This window comes from Streptomyces sp. NPDC042371 (genome assembly GCF_056437465.1).
In genome coordinates this window covers 337,657-357,205 of the sequence record NZ_JBWKAP010000007.1, presented here as the reverse complement: position 1 = coordinate 357,205, position 19,549 = coordinate 337,657, and the positions used below count along the sequence as shown (strand labels likewise).

The window sequence follows — 19,549 nt, the reverse complement described above, 5'->3', positions numbered from 1 at the left end:
CGGTCAGAGTCTGCGCGAGCCGAACACGGCGGCCGCGATCGCTGCGGGAAGCAGGATCAGGAACAGCGCGGCGAGCATGCCGAGTCCGGTGGGGGTGCGGTCCCTGCGGATGAAGCGGCCAGCCAGGGAGCGCCGTGGTTCGGTACGTGGTCCGATCTTCTTCGGTGGCTGCGCCTGCTCGCGGGCCGCGCCCGGTGGCAGGCCGCCCGGTGGCACGGCGCCCGGCGGGACCACTCCCGGAGCCAGACCCGCTCCGGGCGGCGGGGCGGGGCCGACGGGGCCGATCACCGGTGCCGCGATGCCAGGCGGAGGCGGTGGCAGGGGGAAGCGGGCGATGACCGGAGGTCCGGGGAGCGGTGGCGCGGCGGGCGGGCGCCGCGGTGCCCGCCCGCCGGGCCGCGGCACGCGAGCGACGGGCGGCGGCGCGCGGAGCGTGAACCGTGCCGAGGAACGTGCCGTCAGCCGCGGGGGCGCCACCGCACCGCCGCGGGCGTCGAGCGTGCGGAGCAGGTCGCTGCCGTCGGCCTGACCTCGGCTCCCGTACGTACCGGGTGCGCGCCGTACCACGGCGACACACGTGGCCCGCGCGCCGGGGGGAAGGTGCGCGACGACCGGCTGCGCGCTCCCCGCACAGCCGATCCGCTCCGCGGGGAGCGCCGGGTCCGTGACACGCACGCCGTGGATGGGCTTGTTGCCGTGGTTGGCCACCACATACCGGACCTCGGCCCGGTCGGCCCCCGTGGGGCGCGCCGTCTCCGTCAGGCCCAGGGCCGCGCCGACCCCGGCGTACCCGGAGCGTGCCGTCGCCTGCACCATCGCGCGCAGGTAGGGCTGCTGTCCGACCGCCCGTACGTCGCCGACCCGGGGCCCGGGGCGTGCGGCCGCGGTCGCCGTGCAGTACGCCGAGCGAAGTCCCGCCAGCATCGGGACGCGGTCGAGACCGCCGGGGCAGCGGATCGCGGCGCCGGGCATGGCGGGGTCGTGCACCCGTACGTCGTGCAGGTCGGCGCCACCGCGGTTGATCAGGCGGTACGACTTCACGACCGTGCCACCGGTCCGGATGCCGGGATCGAGGGCGCCGAGGCCTGGGCGGGTGTTGACCGTGACCTCCAGGGCGAGCCCGTTGGCGGTGGGGCCGTCGGCGGCGGAGGGCCCGGCGGCCGACCAGCAGCCCCCGGTCAGGAGGAGACCGACCAGCAGCCATCGCGCCCGCACCGATACCGCGCCCACTCTTGCGATGATCACATCGGGATGCTGGTACGGGACGTGGCAGCCGTCGACCCCGGCACGCGCGCACGCTCGGTGATTCACCTGACCGGCGGCAGCGGTCCTGCCGACGGGCACGGGGGCAGGTCTACTGCTGGGAGTGGCCCTCAGGGAAAAGGTGGCGGGGATGACAGCCCAGGCAGCCGACGCGGTCGACGAGGCGACGCCCGTACGGGGAGAAGACCCCGTGCGGCAGGAGCACCTCGTACGGAAGCAGCACCCCGTACCGCAGGACCGGGTGGAGCAGACCGATCCCGAGCTGCTCATCGCCGCCTCGATCCTGCTCGCGGACGCCGCACTCGCCGCGCGCAGGACCGGCGCCGAGCTCACCGTGGCGGGCGCGAGCTGGCGGGTCGGCCTGCAGGCGCTGCGGCGCCCCGCGTGGGCCCTCGGCACCGCGCTGTCCGCGGCCCGAGCGATGACGAACCCCGCCGGGCTCGGTCTCGCCGCCAACGGCGGCCTGATCGGTGAGACCGTCCGGTCCCTGGGAGCCGTGGCGCGCCGGCGGCCCGCCTGCGTCGCCATGGCCGTGGACGCCTTCGCGATGCGCATCGAGGCCGCGGCCCTTGAACACCCGAGCCTGGCGGCGCCGCTCGCGAAGCGGCTCACCAACGCCGTCGTCGCGGGGCGCAGGATCGAAGCGCTGCGCGCCGCGCGGGAGTTGGTGGAACTCCTCGGCATCACCCGCACCCTGACCACCATCAGCCCGGTGGTCATGGAACTGCTCGCGCTGACCGGGCTGCTCGACGAGAACCCGACCAACGACAGCTTCGCCTGGGTCACCCTGACCGGCGGAGTACCCACCACCGACCCGCTGCTCGGCCTGCCCTCTGTACTGATCAGGCATCTCAACCCGGGCCCCGGGCGGGCCGAGCGCTGCGACGCGGACGCGATGCTGGCCCGCGTCCTGGCCCGGTCCGGCAACGACATCGTCCGCTACATCGACGACATCTCCGCCCTCGGCAACCACGGTCTCGCCCTCCTGCGGAGAATCGACTGCACGGACGGCGCCACCCGGTACGTACTGCTGCTGCCCGGCACCAGCTTCGGGCGGCTGAACAACGGCACTCCGCAGGACCTCGTCGGGGCGTTCGACGCGCTGCTGCGCACCGACACCACGTACAGCCGCTCCGCGCGGCAGGTGATGGTGCGCGCGGGCGTGCCCGAGGGCGCCGAGGTGATGATCGTCGGGCACAGCCTCGGCGGCATCACCGCCATGAACCTGGCCAGCGACCTCGACTTCGTGTCCACGTACCGGCTCACCCACGTGGTCGCCGTCGGTTCGCCCATCGACACCAAACGACCCGTCGACCCCACCACGCAGGTGGTCAGCCTCGTCAACGAACACGACGTGATCCCCGGCCTCGACGGGCGCGGACCGGCCTCCGCGAACGACACCCCGGCCGACTGGATCGAGTGCGCCTGGCTGGACGAGACGTACGACTATCCGCTCTCGCACGCCCCGCAGGCGTACGCCGACACCCTGCGCAGGGGCGAGGTGCCGCACCGCGCCCGTGTCAACGAGCTCATCAACCGCTACGACGGCGAGATCGTCGGCAACCAGCCCTACCTGGTGCGCGACAAGTGACGCCGCGGCCCAGCAGACCCCAGAGGGAGACCGGCGATGAACGCCAGTGACACCACGACCGCTTCCCGCCGCCCGCCAAAGGCCTGGCCCCTGGAGAGCGCCCTGATCAGTGCCGCGCTTGCGGCCCAGCGCGTGTCCTGGATCGATGCCCCGGCCCGCGCCCTTGGACTCAAACCGTTCACCCGGCAGCACCTGACCCGGCAGGTCCTTGCCCAGTTGCGGCGCACCGCGGGCGGGCGGCCGACCCGGCTGCGCACCGCTTTCGGCACCTTCCTGATGCCGCTGAACGTCGACGACGCCAGGGGCCTGATCGACCGGGCCGAGGAAGTCGGCGCCCGGGGCACCGTCACCGCCCTCACCGCGGAGGGGCGCCGCCTGCGGGTGACGCCCCATATGGCGCTGCCCGTCGCTCTGGGCGCCGTGCGCTCCCAGGTGCGGGAGGCCGCCGCTCAGGAGGCCGCCGAGATCTACGCGGCGCGCCGCAGGGACGGCAGCGTCGCCCGCGACGACTGGTGTGCGCTCACGGCGCGCCTCGCGCGGCGGATCGTCCTCGGGGACGCCGCCACCGACGACAGCCTGATCAGCGCGATCCTCGACGCCGTGGTCCAGGCGGAGGACAGCACCGAGTACGCGGCCCGCGCCGCCGCGCTGCGCAGGCGTCTCGACGCGTACGTCCATGCCGTGCAGCCGGGCGGACTCGCCGGTTCGGTCCGCGACGACGTCGCCGACGACACGGGGCACGGCGTCGCCGAGGACACGAGGGACGCCGTGGTCGAGCACGTGCTGGAGACCCTCACCAGAGCCCTCGCCGACACCGTGCCGCAGGCCCTCGCGCTCCTTACGGTGCAGCCTCTGATGCCCGCCACCGACCGTACCGAGCGGGCCGTGGGCGAGGCCCTGCGCCGCTATCCGCCGCTGGCCGCCAGCCTGCACGAGGTCCGCGCCCCGTTCACCTGGCACGGCATGGAGGTCGACGCGGGCACCGAGATCCTGTGCGCCACCGCATGGCTGCGCGACCTGGACGAGACGCAGGGGCACGGCAGCCACGACCCGTCGGCCTCCCTGTGCGCGGCGCCTGGGCCGTGTGCCGCCGCCGAGCTCGCCGTCGCCACTGCCACGGAACTCGTCCGCGCCCTCACCCGGCACGCCGAACCGGTCCTACTCGCCCCGCACCTCACCCCCGACGCGCTGCCGGCCGACCTGCCCGCCGCGTCCCTCCGCCTCGCCCTCGCGGACGACGCGCACGCGGCAGCCGACAGGGACGCCCGCCCTGCGGCCGACGGGTACGTGGCACCCGCGGCCGGACAGGGCCCCGCCCACTACGCCGCGGTGGCCGAGGCGGGCGCCTGCAGCCTGGAGGAGCACGCCAGGAGACTCACCGACTGCGCACGGCAGTCCGGCTGGAACCACGACGCGTTCGGTGAACAGTGCCGGATGACGCTCCTCGCCCACGCTGAACGCTGTAGCCAGGCGGCGGCCGATGCCCGCCGGGCCGCCGAATGGCTGGCGAACTGACCCCTACCGGAACGGCGTCGCCCTGCGGCGCCGGTCCCGGTCGACCATCCCCTGGACCGTGAACCACACCTCGTCGCACAGCTGCCGCGCAGCCGCCGCACGGTCGGCGAAGGACGTGGCGCAGGCCGGGGCAGGGATCGGTTCGCCGATGCTGATCCGCCACTTGAAAGGCAGCGGCAGCGGTGTGGTGACGGGGAAGTACGGCAGGCCGAACCGGCGGGCCAGCGACCGGATCTCACCGAGTTTCGGCAACGTCTCCTCGGCGCCCACGATCGACACCGGCACCACCGGTACGCCGGCCCGCACCGCGGTCACCGCGAAAGCGGGGCTGAAGGGACGCAGTCGGTAGCGCTGCGAGAAGGGCTTGCCGACCCCGTCGAGCCCTTCGGGGAACAGGGCGACGAGGTGCCCCGCCGCCAACCGGTCCCGGCCCAGCGTCGGATCGTCGCTGAAAACGGAGTACCTGCGGGCGTACGCGGCCACGGCCGGCAGCCGGAAGACCACGGGGGAGGCGTAGACGTGCACCGGTCTGCGCAGCTCCCGGTGCAGGAGCTTGTGCAGGACGAACGCATCGAGGCCCCAGGCGCCGGAGTGGTTGGCGACGATGAGCGCGGGTCCCGAGGGCTGGATGTTCTCCAGGCCCGACACCTCGACGCGGAGGTAGTCGTCGGCCAGCCACCCCAGCACGACGTCCAGCAGATCGATGCCGATGTCGTCCAGCAGGCCCGTCGGGGCGTCGGTCCGCGGCCCCTCATTCGCTTCGGTCACAAGATCCCACTTTCAGCTGAAAATGGGTCAGCGCAAGACTAAAGGTGCCATTGAGGTGGTCTCTCTCTTTCTAGCGTCCGAATTACGGGCGGCGTTCGAGAAAGGCCCGCCATGAGTTCCTCTGCGTCATCCGCGACCGCGGATCTGATCACCGGCCTGCTCGTCGACAGGTTCGACGTCGACCCGGCCGCCGTGCGCCCCGACGCGCGGATGACCGAGCTGCTCGTCGACTCGCTGATGGTCGTCGAGATGGCCATCACGCTCAAGGACGAACTGCGTGTCGACGCCACCGAGGACGAGCTGCGGGAGCTCACCTTCGCCGAGTTCGCCGCCCGTGTCGATGAGCGCCGCCTCGACGAGCGCTGCGCCGGATGACGCGGGACGCCACCGCCGCGGTGACCGGCATCGGCATGGTCACCGCGGCAGGGCACGACACGGAGAGCACCTGGGCCGCGGTCCGGGCCAGGCGGACGACCGCCCGCCCCGACCCGGAACTGCGGGACCTGCCGGTCTCCCTGAGCTGCCGCGTCGACGGCGTGGACGCGCTCCGCCCCCGACAGCCAGGTGCCGCGCATCTCGACCCCGGGGCCCGTATGGGACTTGCGGCCGCCACCCAGGCCCTGGACGCCGCCAAGCTCGATCCCACAGAGTGGGATCCGGCCCGCGTCGCCGTCGTCACCGGCTGCTCCCTCGGCGGGGTGCACACCCAGCGGACCGCCGCGTCGCGCCTGGCGTCGGACGGCCCGGAGCGCGTCTCCCCGTACTTCCTGACCGGCTACCTGCCCAACATGGTGTGCGGCGCCATCGCCCTGCACCTCGGCGTGACCGGGCCGACCCTGAACGTGGCGACCGCGTGCGCCTCCGGTGCCACCGCCCTCGGCACGGCCCGCGACCTGCTCGCCTCGGGCCAGTGCGACATCGCCGTGGTCGTCGGCGCCGACGCGGCCGTGACCCCCCTGATCGTGACCGGCTTCGCCCAGCTCCGCGCGCTGTCCGACCAGTGCTCGCGCCCGTTCGACCGGGCCCGCGACGGCTTCGTCATCGCCGAGGGAGCGGGCGCGCTGATCCTGGAGCGCCCCGAGCACGCTGCCGCCCGGTCGGCGCCCCGGCTCGCCCGGCTCATCGGCTACGGGGCGAGCAGCGACGCCCACCACCTCGTGGCCCCGCACCCCGAGGGGCACCACGCCGAGCGGGCCCTGCGCGCAGCGCTCGCCGAGGCGGGCGTCGCCCCCGGCGACGTCGGCCACGTCAACGCGCACGGCACGTCGACACCGCGCGGCGACGCGATGGAGGCGGCGCTCCTGGCCCGGGTCCTCCCGCACCGGCCGCCCGTCACCTCCGCCAAGGGCAGCCTGGGCCACACGCTCGGCGCGGCCGGCGCGATCGAGGCCGCGCTGACGGTCCTCGCACTCCGCGAGGACCTCGTCCCACCCATCGCAGGCTTGACGGACCTGGACCCGACGCTCGACATCGACGTGGTCGCCGACAGGGCCCGGCCCCCGTCCTCGGACATCGCCGTCAGCAACTCGTTCGGCTTCGGCGGGCACAACGCGGTCGTGGTGCTCGCCCGGGAATGAGCGCCTGGCTGTGAACCCCTATGGTGCGCCCCCGAAGCCGATCTCGTTCCCGTCGGGATCGCGGTACGTCGTCTTGCGGACGCCGTTCGCGTACGTGTCCCGCTGGGCGGGGGCGAGGCCGCGGTCGGTGATCTGCGCGACGCGCTCGTCGAAGTCGCCGACGAAGAGGGTGTGCCGGGCGTGGCCCGCGTGCTCGGGGAGGTGCTCGATGTACAGATAGCGGTGCTCCGCCAGTTCCCAGACGGCTTCGACGTCGTTCGGGTAGAACGCCGGAGGACCGCCGAGCAGGCGTTCGTACCAGGTGAGTGCTGATGCGTAGTCGCTGACCGGGATGCCGCAGAACAGATCGAGGGCCATGCGGCCATCGTAGGAACAGCGGCGCCGCGCCGCGTGTCGAACGGGCGGCTGCCGCGGCTCACCCGGCCGTCTCGTCGATGGCGGGCATGGGCGGCCCGCCCGGATGCCAGGCCTGGAGGAAGCTTTCCTGGCGGGCGGCATCGACGAGCTCGACGCGGGCCCCGATGCTGTCCATCCGGTGGTAGGCGAACGGGCGGCCGTGGGGACAGCCCGAGAAGTCCACCGGGAAGCCCTCCTGTTCCAGGCGCCGGGAGCCCTCCCGGACATCGCTCGACCAGAACCCGATGTGATCGAACCTGGCTTCGCCCTCCGTATCCCAAGGGCTGCCGGGAGCACCCTCGATGAGCTCGATGAAGGGGGCTCCACCGGCGGTGAAGACGATCCGGTAGTCCCACGCCCCGAGCCGGTCGGAGACGGGCTCGCTCCACTCGACACCGGCGGAGCGCTGGAAGTCCCGCATCGCCCGTTCGAGATCGGGGACGGCGAAGCACACGTGGTAGAAGGCAGCCATCCACCCATGATCGGCTGTGGGGCGTCGCAGGGCCACCGGATTGACGGCTGAATCCGACTGGATCTGACACTGCATCAGAAAATCTCTTCCCTCGGCCGGGCCGCTGCGGCATTCTGCGCCCATGCAGACGGAGTTGAGCAAGAAACTGGGAGTCGAGCACGCCATCTTCGGTTTCACGCCCTTCCCCGCGGTGGCCGCCGCCATCAGCAGGGCGGGCGGGTTCGGGGTGCTCGGCGCGGTCCGCTACACGGCGCCCGACGAACTGGCCAGGGATCTCGACTGGATCGAGGAGCACGTCGACGGCAAGCCCTACGGGCTCGACGTCGTGATGCCCGCAACGAAGGTCGACGGCGTCACGGAGGCCGACGTAGAGGCGATGATTCCGGAGGGGCACCGGCAGTTCGTCAGAGACACCCTCGCCAAGCACGGCGTGCCCGAGCTCGCCGAAGGAGAGGCGTCGGGCTGGCGCATCACCGGCTGGATGGAGCAGGTCGCCCGCAATCAGCTCGACGTCGCCTTCGACTACCCGATCAGACTCCTCGCCAACGCCCTCGGTTCGCCCCCGGCCGACGTGATCCGGCGCGCCCACGACCACGACGTCCTCGTCGCCGCCCTCGCGGGCAGCGCCCGGCACGCCCGCAAGCACGCGGACGCGGGCATCGACATCGTGGTCGCCCAGGGGTACGAGGCGGGTGGGCACACCGGTGAGATCGCCTCCATGGTGCTCACCCCCGAGGCGGTCGACGCGGTCGCGCCGCTGCCGGTGCTCGCCGCAGGGGGCATCGGCAGCGGGCAGCAGATCGCGGCCGCGCTCGCGCTCGGCGCGCAGGGCGTGTGGCTCGGGTCCCTGTGGCTCACCACCACCGAGGCCGACCTGCACTCGCCCGCGCTGACCAGGAAGCTGTTGGCGGCCGGTTCCGGCGACACGGTCCGCTCACGCGCCCTGACCGGCAAGCCCGCACGACAGTTGCGCACGCAGTGGACCGATGCCTGGGACGACCCGGAGGGCCCCGGCACGCTGCCGATGCCGCTGCAGGGGCTGCTGGTCGCCGAGGCCGTCTCGCGCATCCAGAAGTACGAGGTGCAGGAGCTGCTCGGCACCCCGGTCGGACAGATCGTCGGCCGGATGAACAGCGAACGCAGCGTCCAGGCCGTCTTCGACGAGCTGACGCGCGGCTTCGAGCGGGCCGTCGACCGTGTCATCCGTATCGCGGGAAGGGGAAGTCAGTCGTGAGCACACCCCCGAATGGATTCTGGGCGCAGGCCGCCGCAGACCCGGGCCGCACCGTCCTCGTGGCGCCCGACGGCGAGGAGTGGACGGCGGGCCGCCTGCACGGCGCCGTCAACCGCCTGGTGCACGGACTGCGGGCCGCGGGCCTGGAACGCGGGGACGCGTTCGCCGTCGTGCTGCCCAACGGCGTGGAGTTCTTCACCGCGTACCTGGCCGCGTCCCAGGCGGGCTTCTACCTCGTCCCCGTCAACCACCACCTGGTCGGTCCCGAGATCGCCTGGATCGTCTCCGACTCCGGCGCCAAGGTGCTGATCGCCCACGAGAGGTTCGCGGACGCGGCGGTGGCTGCGGCCGACGAGGCGGGCCTCCCGGCGAGCCACCGCTACGCCGTCGGGGACGTGCCGGGATTCCGTGCCTACGCCCAACTCCTCGACGGGCGGCCCGAATCGGTCCCGGCCGACCGCACGCTCGGCTGGGTCATGAACTACACCTCGGGCACGACGGGCCGCCCGCGCGGCATCCGCCGCCCCCTGCCGGGCAAGCTCCCCGAGGAGTCGTACCTCGGCGGCTTCCTCGGCATCTTCGGGATCAAGCCCTTCGACGGCAACGTCCACCTGGTCTGCTCACCGCTCTACCACACGGCCGTCCTCCAGTTCGCGGGCGCCGCCCTGCACATCGGCCACCCGCTGGTCGTCATGGACAAGTGGACGCCCGAGGAGATGCTCCGCCTCATCGACGCGCACAAGTGCACGCACACGCACATGGTGCCGACCCAGTTCCACCGCCTGCTCGCGCTGCCGGACGCGACACGCGCCGCGTACGACGTGTCCTCGATGCGGCACGCCATCCACGGCGCCGCGCCCTGCCCCGATCACGTGAAGCGCGCCATGATCGACTGGTGGGGCGAGTGCGTCGAGGAGTACTACGCGGCGAGCGAGGGAGGCGGCGCCTTCGCGACCGCGCAGGACTGGCTGAAGAAGCCGGGAACGGTCGGAAAGGCCTGGCCCATCAGCGAGTTGGCGGTCTTCGGCGACGACGGCAACCGGCTGGGCCCCGGCGAGCTCGGCACCGTCTACATGAAGATGTCCACCGGCGGATTCTCGTACCACAAGGACGAGTCGAAGACGAAGAAGAACCGCATCGGCGACTTCTTCACCGTCGGCGACCTCGGCCTCCTCGACGAGGACGGCTACCTCTTCCTGCGCGACCGGAAGATCGACATGATCATCTCGGGCGGGGTCAACATCTATCCGGCCGAGATCGAGTCGGCGCTGCTCACCCACCCCGCCGTCGCGGACGCCGCCGCCTTCGGCATCCCGCACGACGACTGGGGCGAGGAGGTGAAGGCCGTCGTCGAGGTGACCGAGGAGCGGACCGCCGACGACGCCCTCGCCGCCGAGATCCTCGCCCACTGCGAGCACCATCTCGCCGGTTACAAACGCCCCAAGAGTGTCGACTTCATCGAGACGATGCCCCGCGATCCCAACGGCAAGCTGTACAAGCGGCGTCTGCGCGAGCCGTACTGGGAGGGGCGGGAGCGCGCCATGTAGGGCCGGGGCGCGGGTGGCGCGGGGGTGTCCTGCCCCCGCGCCACTCTGCCTCCTGGACGCGGGAAGGTCAGCGGCGCTCGCGCGCCCGCACCACCTCCAGCGCCGGGTCGCCGAGGATGTCCTTCTCGCAGAAGCGGGACGTCACCCAGCGCTCCTTCCCGTACAGGCTCGTCTGGTCGCTGTAGTGCGGGGAGTTGGGGTTGGAGGACTGGGAGTACGACAGGAGCGTGCGGGCCTCGGGGCAGCGGCCCGAGTTCCAGCCCACCGCCTGGATGTGGCTCGAACCGTGCACGACCTCCGTGTAGCCCTTCATCTTGTCCCAGTCGGCCTCGATCTTGTTCCAGACGCCGAGGGACTCCGTGCCGCCGGAGACCGGGATGCGCTTGCCGTTGCGCACGACGTACTGGTTCGCGCCCAGGGGTGCGTCCACGGCGATGCCCGCCGCCGTCAGCTCGGTCACCGCGTCGGCCAGCGCGGTCCGGAAGCCGGGCAGCGCGGTGTCGAGCGTGTTCGGCGTGCGCACCGGGTCGGCCGCCGTGAACGGCACCTTCCAGAGCTGCGCGTTCGGCACGGCCGCCGTCAGCTTGCGCCAGAAGCGGTCGAAGAGCAGGGCGCCGCGGCTGTCGCTGTCCATCCTGTGGTCCCAGCGGGCCAGCGCCTTGCACGCCTTGCTTACGTCAACGGCCGTGCCGTCACTGCCCGTTGCCGTGCCGCCCGGCAGCGCGGCGCAGGCCTTCGCCGTGTCGGCCGCCGCGAGATCGGCCGCGGGCACACGGTTCGCGAACTGCTGGCGCTGCAGGTCACGGACGGTGAGATCGCCCTTCTTCGCCATCGCCGCCACGTCCTCGACGGCGCCGCGGGTACGCATCGAGCGCTGGGTGCCGATCGTCCCGAAGATCCGCTCGTAGCCGGTGATCGGCCGGTCCGCGTTGGTCAGCCACGCGCTGTCGTTGGAGTTCTCCGCGTACGGAGCGTCCTTGAGGGTCGGCATCCTCGACGGGCCGAAGATGCCGGGCTGCACCGCGTCCTCGTCCGAGCCGAGCGCGCACGCGCCGCGCGAGCCGTCGAGGACGGCGACGCCCGAGGCCGGGTAGGTGACCTTGCCGAGCGGCGTGCTGCAGCGCTGGGCGAGGTCGTCGGTGATGCGGGGGAGCACCTGGGACTGGCTGAGCAGCGAGTGGCCGTGGCGGTCGGCGGCGACGGTGTTCACCCAGGGCAGCCCCTGGGTGTCGCGCAGGGACTTGAGGATCCCCGCGGTGGAGCGTGCCGTGCCGAAGCCCAGGTCGGCGTCGCTGCCGCGCAGGTTCACGGCGTTGGGGTCGTTCAGGGCGTACGCCGTCGTCGAGGACCAGGGCAGCGGGAGCTGGGGGCCGAGGCCGGTGACGACGGGGCCGTAGCGGGTCCACCACTGGGTGCGGGTCACCGGAGCGCCGTCCTTGACCGGCACCGTGACCGTGCGCTTCGTCATCTTCCGGGGCTTGCCGTCCACCAGATAGGTGGTCGGGTCGGCCGGGTCCAGCGTGAGCTGGTGCAGGTTCAGGGTGACGCCGGTCGCGACCGTGTGGCTCCACGCCACGTCCTTGTTGAAGCCGATGTTGACCACGCTCGTGCCGAGCAACGAGCTTCCGGAGACGTTGAGTTCGCCGGGTATGGTCTGCTGCGACTGCCAGAAGCGGCGGCCGCCCTGCCAGGGGTAGTGCGGGTTGCCGAGCAACAGGCCCTTCCCGTTCGCGGTGGTCTGCCCGCCGAACGCGACCGCGTTGGACCCCATGTCGGCGTTCTGTGCGGAGAACAGCTCACGGGCCGCCTTCGCCGTGCGCCGCGGGTCCGGGGCGGCGTCCCGGGTGGTGGCGCCCGACGGCGGGGCGGTCGGCGGTGCGGCCGACGTGATGCCGTCGATCCCGCGGCCCTGCCCGCCGAGCACCTGCACGGCGAAGCCCTGCCGCGCCACGTCCAGCGCGGTGATCGGGCGCACCCAGTCGGCCTTCGCGCAGGCCGGATCGGTGATGCGGTTCTGCTTCAGCCAGGCGTTGTAGCCCGCCGCGAAGCCACGCATGAGCTCCTTCGTGCGGCGGCTCGGCCCCGCGGGGGCGGGTTGGGCGAGGAGCTTCTCCACGGTCCCGGCCTCCCGCACGCCGCGGAAGTACAGGTCGCTGCCCAGGTTGGTGGACGCCGACGACAGCGCGGAGCCGGGCGCGGCGTCGGGTCCCAAGTGCCGGGAGCGCTCGCCGCGTACGGTCAGATAGCCGTCGGCGAGCGTGCACACCTGGTCGGCGGCCTGCGCCCAGCCGGTGCCGAAGCCGAGGTTCGGGTAGTCCTCGGCGAGGATGTGCGGAATGCCGTACTCGGTGTAGCGGATGGTCGCGTGCAGGCCGCCGCCGGACGGGCGGGCGTCCTGGGGCGCGGCCCCCGCGCCCGACGACGGCAGCAGGGCCAACGCCGTCAGCAGGATGATTCCCACGGCCGCCGAGCGTCTTGTGCGAATGCGCATCGTGCCTCCCAACTGGGTTTCGGGAAGAAGCGGTTGAGCGTACCAAGCGGTATGTCAGGGAGGGCATCGCTTGACGCGACCCGTGTTGCGGACCTTGACCGGGGTGGCGCGCGGCCCGGAGGATCACGCCATGACGGGTGCACGCGACAACACGGTCGACGGAGTCCTCAGGCGTAGCGCGCGCCGCACGCCCCGGCGCACGGCGCTGCGCTACGGCGAGCGTGCGTGGACGTACGAGGAGCTCGACGACGCCGTCTCGCGCGCGGCCGGAGCGCTGCGCGACAGCGGTCTGACCCACGGAGACCGCGTCGGGGCCTACGCCCACAACTCCGACGCCTATCTCATCGGCTTCCTCGCCTGCGCGCGGGCGGGCCTGGTCCACGTGCCGGTCAACCAGAACCTGACCGGCGACGACCTCGCGTACATCGTCCGGCAGTCCGGCAGCTCCCTCGTCCTCGCCGACCCGGACATCGCGGGGCGCCTGCCCTCGGGCGTACCGGTGCTGGCCCTGCGGGACGCGGACGACTCACTCCTCGCGCGGCTCGCCGACTCGTCGGCATACGAAGGAGAGGGGCCCCGCGGCGAGGACCTGGCGCAGCTGCTCTACACCTCGGGAACCACCGCACTCCCCAAGGGCGCCATGCTCACCCACCGGGCGCTGGTCCACGAATACGTCAGTGCCATCACCGCGCTGGACCTCAAGGAGTCGGACCGGCCCGTCCATTCACTGCCGCTTTACCACTCGGCGCAGATGCACGTCTTCCTCATGCCGTACCTGGCGGTCGGGGCCGAGAGCACGATCCTCGACGGGCCCGACGCCGAGCGGATCTTCGACCTCGTCGAGGCGGGCCGCGCCGACAGCCTCTTCGCGCCGCCCACCGTGTGGATCGGCCTCTCGCGGCACCCCGGCTTTGCGACCCGTGACCTCCGGGCGCTGCGCAAGGCCTACTACGGGGCGTCGATCATGCCCGTGCCGGTCCTGGAGCGACTGCGTGCCCGACTTCCGGGGCTCGGCTTCTACAACTGCTTCGGGCAGAGCGAGATCGGCCCGCTCGCCACCGTCCTCGGGCCCGACGAGCACGAGGGGCGGATGGACTCGTGCGGGCGGCCCGTCCTGTTCGTCGAGGCGCGTGTCGTCGGCGAGGACGGCCGCGAGGTGCCTGACGGCACCCAGGGCGAAGTCGTCTACCGCTCACCGCAGTTGTGCGAGGGCTACTGGGACAAGCCGGAGGAGACCGCGGAGGCGTTCCGCGACGGCTGGTTCCACTCCGGCGACCTCGCGGTGCGGGACGCCGACGGCTACTTCACCGTCGTCGACCGGGTGAAGGACGTCATCAACTCGGGGGGAGTCCTGGTCGCGTCGCGACAGGTCGAGGACGCGTTGTACGAACATGCGGGGGTCGCGGAGGCGGCGGTGATCGGACTGCCGGACGAGCGCTGGATCGAGGCGGTCACCGCCGTTGTCGTACGCGGCGACAAGGACCTCACCGAGGCCGAACTCATCGACCACGCACGGGAGAAGCTCGCCCACTTCAAGGCGCCCAAGAGGGTCCTCTTCGTGGACGAGCTGCCGCGCAACGCCAGCGGGAAGATCCTCAAGCGGGAGCTCCGGGACCGTTTCGCCGCCGGTTGAGCGGTGCCGTCCGCCGCCCTAAGTGGACTGTGTGGACTGCGTGGACTTCGTCGGGCCCGACCGGTCGGCTTCGTCGTGGGCGAGCAGGGAGAGCAGGGAGGCGACGGCCAGTCCGGACTCCGCAGGGTGCCGCAGCACCTTGCCGGGATCGATCTGGTACGTGTTGGTCCTTCCCTCCCGGGTGTGGGAGAGATATCCGTCCTGCTCCAGGTCGGCGATGATCTTCTGGACGGCTCGGTCGGTGAGCCGACAGTGTGCGGCAATGTCACGGATGCGGGCGTTGTGGTTGTCGGCGATGGCGGCCAGCACGCGTGCGTGGTTGGTGAGAAACGTCCATCCGGTATGTGGCTCGGGCACTCCATCCATGCATCAACACTAGTGCCTGACATTCACGCTTTCAAAAACACGTACTAGAGTTCCGGTATTGGTTGACGTGTGTACGCGGGCCGGGCAGCCTAGGACCAGCGGTAGGCAGCGATGTGAGGAGAGGCCATGCCGGAGCCCGCGTACTCTCAGCAGTCCTTCGAAACAGAGGGCGGCAGGAGGAGCCTGGTCCTGCGGGGGGAACTCGACCTCGACACCGGACAACGTCTCCGGATCGAGCTCTACCGCGCCCTCAGCCATGCGGCCGACGGCATAGAGCTGGATCTGCGCGACGTGACGTTCTGCGACTGCTCCGGCCTGAACCTGCTGCTCAACGTACGTCAATATGCGGTGAAGCAAGGCAAGACCGTCGTCATCCGGCACGGCAGCCCCGTGGTGGAACGGCTGCTGGAGCTGACCGGAACCCTGAGCCTGTTCTCGCCGCCCGCCGAGGAGGACGAGGACGCGTCCTGCCCGGTCGTGCACGAGGCGAATCCGCCCGAGGGGTCCGACGAGGATCTGAGCGTCGTCGTGGCCCAGTTGCGCCGGGCCATGAAGACCCGGCCGACCATCGACATCGCCCGGGGCATCCTGATGTCCACCTTCAGCCTGAGCCCCGAAGCGGCCTGGGACGTCCTGGTCACGGCCTCACAGAACACCAACACCAAACTGCACGTGCTGGCCGGGGACGTGGTGAACACCGTCCAGGGAGCCGCCCTGCCCGTCGCCGTGCGCAAGCAGCTCGACGCCGCGATCACCAAGGCGAACGCGGAGAGCAGGGCCGAGGCGGAGGGCAGGGCCGACACGGAGAGCCGGGCGTGCGTGGCCAACTCGGCGGACGGCGGCGCGGGCGGCGGCGTCAGTCGCGCAGATCCACGATCCGCTTGAACTTGCCCACCGACCGCTCCAGCGTCTCCGGACCGACGATCTCCACGCCGACCGAGACACCGACACCGTCCTTCACCGCCGCCGCGATCTCCCGGGCCGCGGCCTCGCGCCGCTCCTTCGGCGTGTCCGCGCGCGCCTCGGCCCGCACCGTCAGGGCGTCCATGCGGCCCTCGCGCGTCAGACGCAGCTGGAAGTGCGGTGCGATGCCCGCCGTGCGCAGCACGATCTCCTCGATCTGCGTGGGGAAGAGATTGACGCCCCGCAGGATCACCATGTCGTCGCTGCGGCCCGTCACCTTCTCCATGCGCCGGAAGATCCGTGCCGTACCGGGCAGCAGCCGCGTCAGGTCCCGTGTCCGGTAACGGATCACGGGCATGGCCTCCTTGGTGAGCGACGTGAACACCAGCTCGCCGCGCTCGCCGTCCGGCAGCACCTCGCCCGTGATCGGATCCACGACCTCCGGGTAGAAGTGGTCCTCCCAGATGTGCAGCCCGTCCTTGGTCTCCACACACTCCTGCGCGACACCCGGGCCGATCACCTCCGACAGGCCGTAGATGTCCACCGCGTCGATGGCGAAGCGCTCCTCGATCTCGCGCCGCATCTCCTCCGTCCACGGCTCCGCGCCGAAGATGCCGACCCTGAGGGAGGTCGTACGGGGATCGACGCCCTGCCGCTCGAACTCCTCCAGGAGAGTGAGCATGTACGAAGGGGTCACCATGATGATCTCGGGGCGGAAGTCCTGGATCAGCCGGACCTGGCGCGCCGTCATGCCGCCCGAGGCGGGGATCACCGTGCAGCCCAGCCGCTCCGCGCCGTAGTGCGCGCCAAGGCCGCCCGTGAACAGGCCGTACCCGTACGCCACATGCACCTTGTCCCCGGGGCGCCCGCCCGCGGCACGTATCGAACGCGCCACCACGTCCGCCCACATGGAGAGGTCCTGCTCCGTGTACCCGACGACCGTCGGAAGGCCCGTCGTGCCGCTCGACGCGTGCAGCCTGCGCACCTCGGACTGCTCCACCGCGAACATCCCGAACGGATAGTTGGCCCGCAGGTCGTCCTTGGTGGTGAAGGGGAACCGCGCGAGGTCGGCCAGCGAGCGGCAGTCGTCGGGGCGCAGCCCCGCCTTGTCGAACGCCGCCCGGTAGAACGGGACGTTCTCGTACGCATGCAGCAGGGTGTCCTGGAGGCGCTCCAGTTGCAGGGCTGCGAGCTCGCGCGGGCCGAGCCGTTCGGCCGCGTCGAGCAGTAGCGGCATACGCGTCATAGGGAATGCTCCCGTCCTGAACGGGCGACCGATCATTCGGTCGTCGATCTTCTGTGGAGCCCAGTAATCCAGGCCCGGCGGTGGGCGTCAAGGGATCCCGCACCGCGGCTTTGAGCTGCGGCGCGAGGGCACGGGCCACGGCATGGGCCACCGTCATGGGCCACGGCGGGAGGCCGTTGCCCGGGCGGCGTACGGGATGTGATGATCACCCTCATGCCGACATTCAGCGCGTACGACGGGACGGAGCTCGCCTACCACGAGAAGGGGGACGGCGAACCCCTGCTGTGCATCCCCGGCGGCCCCATGCGCGCCTCCGCCTACCTCGGCGATCTCGGCGGCCTGACCGCGCACCGCCGCCTGATCCTGCTCGACCTGCGCGGGACGGGCGACTCCGCGGTGCCGGACGACCCGGCGACGTACCGCTGCGACCGGCTCGTCGACGACGTCGATGCGCTCCGCGAGCACCTGGGGCTCGACCAGGTCGACCTGCTCGGGCACTCGGCGTCCGGGAACATCGCCACGCTGTACGCGGCCCGCCATCCGAAGCGCGTCCGCACCCTCGTCCTTGTCGCCCCTGCCACGCACGCCGTCGGATTCACCGTCACCGACCGGGACCACCGCGCGGCCGCGGCATTGCGCGCGGGCGAGCCCTGGTACCCGGCGGCCGAGGCCGCGCTGGACGAGATCGTCGCAGGACGCAGCCCCGCCGAGTTGCTGGACGCCCTGGCGCCCCTCGCCTACGGGCGCTGGGACGCGGCGGCGCAGGCGCACCGGGCGGCGAGCGCCTCGGAGAAGAACGCGGAGGCGGCGGCCGCCTTCTACGGCGACGGCGCGTTCGACCCGACCGCCACCCGCGCCGCCCTGACGGACCTGGCCGCGCCGGTCCTCGTGCTCGCGGGGGAGTGGGACGGGGGCCCGAACCCGGCACTCGCGGAGGAACTCGCCGGGCTCTTCCCGCACGGTGTGCGTCAAGTGCAGCCGCATGGCGGACACTTCCCGTGGCTGGACGACCCGGAGTGGTTCGTGCGGCGGGTCGCGGGCTTCCTCGCGCAGGATTGACGGACCCGACCGGATCGTATGGACGGACCCGACCGGACTGTATGGACGGAACCGGCCGGACCGTATGGGCTGACGTCACCGGACGTCCGTCACGGATCTCCCCTGGAGGAAGCGTCGTGCGCATCGCCACCCACACCCGTCGTCTGCTCACCGCGGGCGCCCTGGCCGCCGCGCTGCTCGCGGGCGGCGGCACGGCCGTCGCCTCCGCCGCTGCCCCCGCTGCCCCCGCCTCCGTCGGGCCGTACGCCCAACTGCACCCCCTGGCCGACCTGTCCGCACAGCGCCTCGCCACCGCCGACCTCGTCGCCGCCGCCAAGTACGGCACGGACAGCCCCATCGACGACCCGGCCCGCGAGCGTCAGGTCCTGGACGCGGTGGCCGGGCAGGCGAAGGAGGTCGGCGCGGACCCGGCGGCGACCGTCCGGATCTTCCGGGACCAGATCGAGGCCAACAAGGTCGTCCAGCGGGGGCTGTTCCGGCGCTGGGACGCCGATCCGTCCCAGGCCCCGAAGGAGCGGCCCGACCTCGCCGAGGTCCGCAAGGAGATCAACCGCGTCAACGGTGAGCTGGTACGGGGCATCGCCGCGTCACCGGACGCGCGAACGGCGCCGTACTGCGGGGGAGTGCTGACCGCCGCGGCCGCGCACGTGCGCCACGAGCAGCGGCTCGACCTCCTGCACTCCGTCGCCCTGGGAAGGGCGCTGCCGTCAGTCTGCGCGGGGTGACGTCCTCCGCTGCTCGCGAAGGCCGCGATAGGCGAACCTGGGCATGAAGAACTGGGTGACGGTGCCCACGGCAACGGCGTAGAGCACCGTGCCGACGCCCACGGTCCCGCCGAGCAGCCAGCCCAGGGCGAGCACGGCGACCTCGATGAGGGTGCGGACGCGTCGCAGGGACAGCCCCGTCAACGCGGCCGCGCCGGTCATCAGTCCGTCGCGGGGGCCGGGACCGAAGCGCGCGCCTACGTAGACGGCCACGGCGAGGCCGTTGAGGACCACCCCCGCGGCGAGCAGGCCTGTCCGGGCGGGCAGGCCGAGGGAGTCGGGGATGATGAGCAGGCCCACGTCCGAAGAGACGGCCAGGACGACGATGTTGGCGAAGGTGCCGAACGTCGGCCGCTGCTTCAGAGGTATCCACAGCAGCAGGACGAGCACCCCGAGGACGCCGCTGATCATGCCGAAGCTCAGCGGCGTGCGGCGCTCCAGGCCCTCGTACAGGACGCTCCACGGATTCACCCCCAGCGCCGCCCGGACCAGGACCGACAGGCTGAACCCGTAGAGGGCGAGGCCGAGGAGGAGCTGAGGCAGCCGTCTCGCGGGGCGTTCGCGGAGAGGGACGTACGAGATGTCCTGCCGGACTTTCGTGTGGTCGTGCCGCATGCCGATGGTGCCTCCATGCTGTGTCTTCAAGGTTCCAAGGTTCCAAGCTTTCAAGGCCATTGCGGCAACTCTGTAGAGTGATTGGCCCGGAAAACACAGCCAATCCCAG

18 protein-coding genes are annotated in these 19,549 nt (G+C 71.9%); 10 read left to right on the top strand and 8 right to left on the bottom strand.

Annotation, left to right across the window (positions count from 1 at the left end):
- Positions 1 to 3: 3 nt before the first annotated feature.
- The gene (locus AC068B_RS23315) at positions 4 to 1,245 is read right to left on the bottom strand and encodes a hypothetical protein (RefSeq protein ID WP_478673593.1); all 1,242 of its coding nucleotides are present in this window, start codon (positions 1,243 to 1,245) and stop codon (positions 4 to 6) included.
- A gap of 148 nt (positions 1,246 to 1,393) precedes the next feature.
- On the opposite strand from AC068B_RS23315, the gene AC068B_RS23310 reads away from it, so the two are divergent.
- A complete protein-coding gene (locus tag AC068B_RS23310) occupies positions 1,394 to 2,854 on the top strand; it encodes a lipase family protein (RefSeq protein ID WP_478673592.1) in 1,461 nt (486 codons plus the stop codon).
- Positions 2,855 to 2,890: 36 nt separating this feature from the next.
- A complete protein-coding gene (locus AC068B_RS23305; RefSeq protein ID WP_478673591.1) occupies positions 2,891 to 4,369 on the top strand; it encodes a hypothetical protein in 1,479 nt (492 codons plus the stop codon).
- A 3-nt stretch (positions 4,370 to 4,372) separates the two neighbouring features.
- Here the strand turns inward: AC068B_RS23305 and AC068B_RS23300 are convergent, their stop codons facing one another.
- Positions 4,373 to 5,137, bottom strand: a complete 765-nt coding sequence (locus AC068B_RS23300; RefSeq protein WP_478673590.1) for a 1-acyl-sn-glycerol-3-phosphate acyltransferase — start codon at positions 5,135 to 5,137, stop codon at positions 4,373 to 4,375.
- A gap of 111 nt (positions 5,138 to 5,248) precedes the next feature.
- Between AC068B_RS23300 and AC068B_RS23295 the strand changes: the two genes are divergently transcribed.
- Complete coding sequence (locus AC068B_RS23295; RefSeq protein WP_478673589.1) at positions 5,249 to 5,512, top strand: acyl carrier protein; 264 nt, start codon at positions 5,249 to 5,251, stop codon at positions 5,510 to 5,512.
- Positions 5,509 to 6,714 carry a beta-ketoacyl-[acyl-carrier-protein] synthase family protein gene (locus AC068B_RS23290; protein ID WP_478673588.1) on the top strand — a complete coding sequence of 402 codons (1,206 nt, stop codon included), beginning with the start codon at positions 5,509 to 5,511 and terminating at the stop codon, positions 6,712 to 6,714. The genes AC068B_RS23295 and AC068B_RS23290 overlap by 4 nt, the downstream gene beginning before the upstream one ends.
- Positions 6,715 to 6,732: 18 nt before the next feature.
- Here the strand turns inward: AC068B_RS23290 and AC068B_RS23285 are convergent, their stop codons facing one another.
- Both AC068B_RS23285 and AC068B_RS23280 read right to left on the bottom strand, forming a co-directional pair.
- Positions 6,733 to 7,071 carry a VOC family protein gene (locus AC068B_RS23285; RefSeq protein WP_478673587.1) on the bottom strand — a complete coding sequence of 113 codons (339 nt, stop codon included), beginning with the start codon at positions 7,069 to 7,071 and terminating at the stop codon, positions 6,733 to 6,735.
- Positions 7,072 to 7,129: 58 nt separating this feature from the next.
- Positions 7,130 to 7,582: a VOC family protein gene (locus AC068B_RS23280; protein ID WP_478673586.1), complete on the bottom strand. Its 453-nt coding sequence runs from the start codon at positions 7,580 to 7,582 to the stop codon at positions 7,130 to 7,132.
- A gap of 121 nt (positions 7,583 to 7,703) precedes the next feature.
- On the opposite strand from AC068B_RS23280, the gene AC068B_RS23275 reads away from it, so the two are divergent.
- Positions 7,704 to 8,816 (top strand): NAD(P)H-dependent flavin oxidoreductase, encoded by a 1,113-nt coding sequence (locus AC068B_RS23275; protein WP_478673585.1) that lies wholly within the window; start codon positions 7,704 to 7,706, stop codon positions 8,814 to 8,816.
- Entirely contained in the window at positions 8,813 to 10,363 is a 1,551-nt protein-coding gene (locus AC068B_RS23270; RefSeq protein WP_478673584.1) for an acyl-CoA synthetase, read from the top strand. Before AC068B_RS23275 ends, AC068B_RS23270 begins: the two co-directional genes overlap by 4 nt.
- Positions 10,364 to 10,430: 67 nt before the next feature.
- Here AC068B_RS23270 and AC068B_RS23265 read toward each other — a convergent pair whose 3' ends face one another.
- Positions 10,431 to 12,854, bottom strand: a complete 2,424-nt coding sequence (locus tag AC068B_RS23265) for a penicillin acylase family protein (RefSeq protein WP_478673583.1) — start codon at positions 12,852 to 12,854, stop codon at positions 10,431 to 10,433.
- A gap of 130 nt (positions 12,855 to 12,984) precedes the next feature.
- Here AC068B_RS23265 and AC068B_RS23260 point away from each other — a divergent pair, with 130 nt between their 5' ends.
- On the top strand, positions 12,985 to 14,487 hold the full coding sequence (locus tag AC068B_RS23260; RefSeq protein WP_478673582.1) for an acyl-CoA synthetase: 1,503 nt from the start codon (positions 12,985 to 12,987) through the stop codon (positions 14,485 to 14,487).
- An 18-nt stretch (positions 14,488 to 14,505) separates the two neighbouring features.
- On the opposite strand, the gene AC068B_RS23255 is transcribed toward AC068B_RS23260, so the two are convergent.
- On the bottom strand, positions 14,506 to 14,853 hold the full coding sequence (locus AC068B_RS23255) for a helix-turn-helix transcriptional regulator (protein WP_478673581.1): 348 nt from the start codon (positions 14,851 to 14,853) through the stop codon (positions 14,506 to 14,508).
- Positions 14,854 to 14,979: 126 nt separating this feature from the next.
- Between AC068B_RS23255 and AC068B_RS23250 the strand changes: the two genes are divergently transcribed.
- Positions 14,980 to 15,738: an ANTAR domain-containing protein gene (locus tag AC068B_RS23250; RefSeq protein WP_478673580.1), complete on the top strand. Its 759-nt coding sequence runs from the start codon at positions 14,980 to 14,982 to the stop codon at positions 15,736 to 15,738.
- Here the strand turns inward: AC068B_RS23250 and paaK are convergent.
- On the bottom strand, positions 15,710 to 16,993 hold the full coding sequence (paaK, locus tag AC068B_RS23245) for a phenylacetate--CoA ligase PaaK (RefSeq protein ID WP_478673757.1): 1,284 nt from the start codon (positions 16,991 to 16,993) through the stop codon (positions 15,710 to 15,712). The two genes, AC068B_RS23250 and paaK, sit on opposite strands and share 29 nt — an antisense overlap.
- 222 nt (positions 16,994 to 17,215) lie before the next feature.
- Between paaK and AC068B_RS23240 the strand changes: the two genes are divergently transcribed.
- Positions 17,216 to 18,061, top strand: a complete 846-nt coding sequence (locus tag AC068B_RS23240; RefSeq protein WP_478673579.1) for an alpha/beta fold hydrolase — start codon at positions 17,216 to 17,218, stop codon at positions 18,059 to 18,061.
- A 116-nt stretch (positions 18,062 to 18,177) separates the two neighbouring features.
- Entirely contained in the window at positions 18,178 to 18,786 is a 609-nt protein-coding gene (locus tag AC068B_RS23235) for a chorismate mutase (protein WP_478673578.1), read from the top strand.
- Here AC068B_RS23235 and yczE read toward each other — a convergent pair.
- Positions 18,769 to 19,470: a membrane protein YczE gene (gene yczE / locus AC068B_RS23230; protein WP_478673577.1), complete on the bottom strand. Its 702-nt coding sequence runs from the start codon at positions 19,468 to 19,470 to the stop codon at positions 18,769 to 18,771. The two genes, AC068B_RS23235 and yczE, sit on opposite strands and share 18 nt — an antisense overlap.
- Between the last annotated feature and the right edge of the window lie 79 nt (positions 19,471 to 19,549).

Bases quoted from the DNA above. Each gene is read 5' to 3' on its own strand.
- AC068B_RS23310 (WP_478673592.1), top strand. From the start codon at position 1,394: ATGACAGCCCAGGCAGCCGACGCGGTCGACGAGGCGACGCCCGTACGG.
- AC068B_RS23305 (WP_478673591.1), top strand. From the start codon at position 2,891: ATGAACGCCAGTGACACCACGACCGCTTCCCGCCGCCCGCCAAAGGCC.
- AC068B_RS23295 (WP_478673589.1), top strand. From the start codon at position 5,249: ATGAGTTCCTCTGCGTCATCCGCGACCGCGGATCTGATCACCGGCCTG.
- AC068B_RS23290 (WP_478673588.1), top strand. From the start codon at position 5,509: ATGACGCGGGACGCCACCGCCGCGGTGACCGGCATCGGCATGGTCACC.
- AC068B_RS23285 (WP_478673587.1), bottom strand. From the start codon at position 7,071: ATGGCCCTCGATCTGTTCTGCGGCATCCCGGTCAGCGACTACGCATCA.
- AC068B_RS23280 (WP_478673586.1), bottom strand. From the start codon at position 7,582: ATGGCTGCCTTCTACCACGTGTGCTTCGCCGTCCCCGATCTCGAACGG.
- AC068B_RS23275 (WP_478673585.1), top strand. From the start codon at position 7,704: ATGCAGACGGAGTTGAGCAAGAAACTGGGAGTCGAGCACGCCATCTTC.
- AC068B_RS23265 (WP_478673583.1), bottom strand. From the start codon at position 12,854: ATGCGCATTCGCACAAGACGCTCGGCGGCCGTGGGAATCATCCTGCTG.
- AC068B_RS23260 (WP_478673582.1), top strand. From the start codon at position 12,985: ATGACGGGTGCACGCGACAACACGGTCGACGGAGTCCTCAGGCGTAGC.
- AC068B_RS23255 (WP_478673581.1), bottom strand. From the start codon at position 14,853: ATGGATGGAGTGCCCGAGCCACATACCGGATGGACGTTTCTCACCAAC.
- AC068B_RS23250 (WP_478673580.1), top strand. From the start codon at position 14,980: ATGCCGGAGCCCGCGTACTCTCAGCAGTCCTTCGAAACAGAGGGCGGC.
- paaK (WP_478673757.1), bottom strand. From the start codon at position 16,993: ATGCCGCTACTGCTCGACGCGGCCGAACGGCTCGGCCCGCGCGAGCTC.
- AC068B_RS23240 (WP_478673579.1), top strand. From the start codon at position 17,216: ATGCCGACATTCAGCGCGTACGACGGGACGGAGCTCGCCTACCACGAG.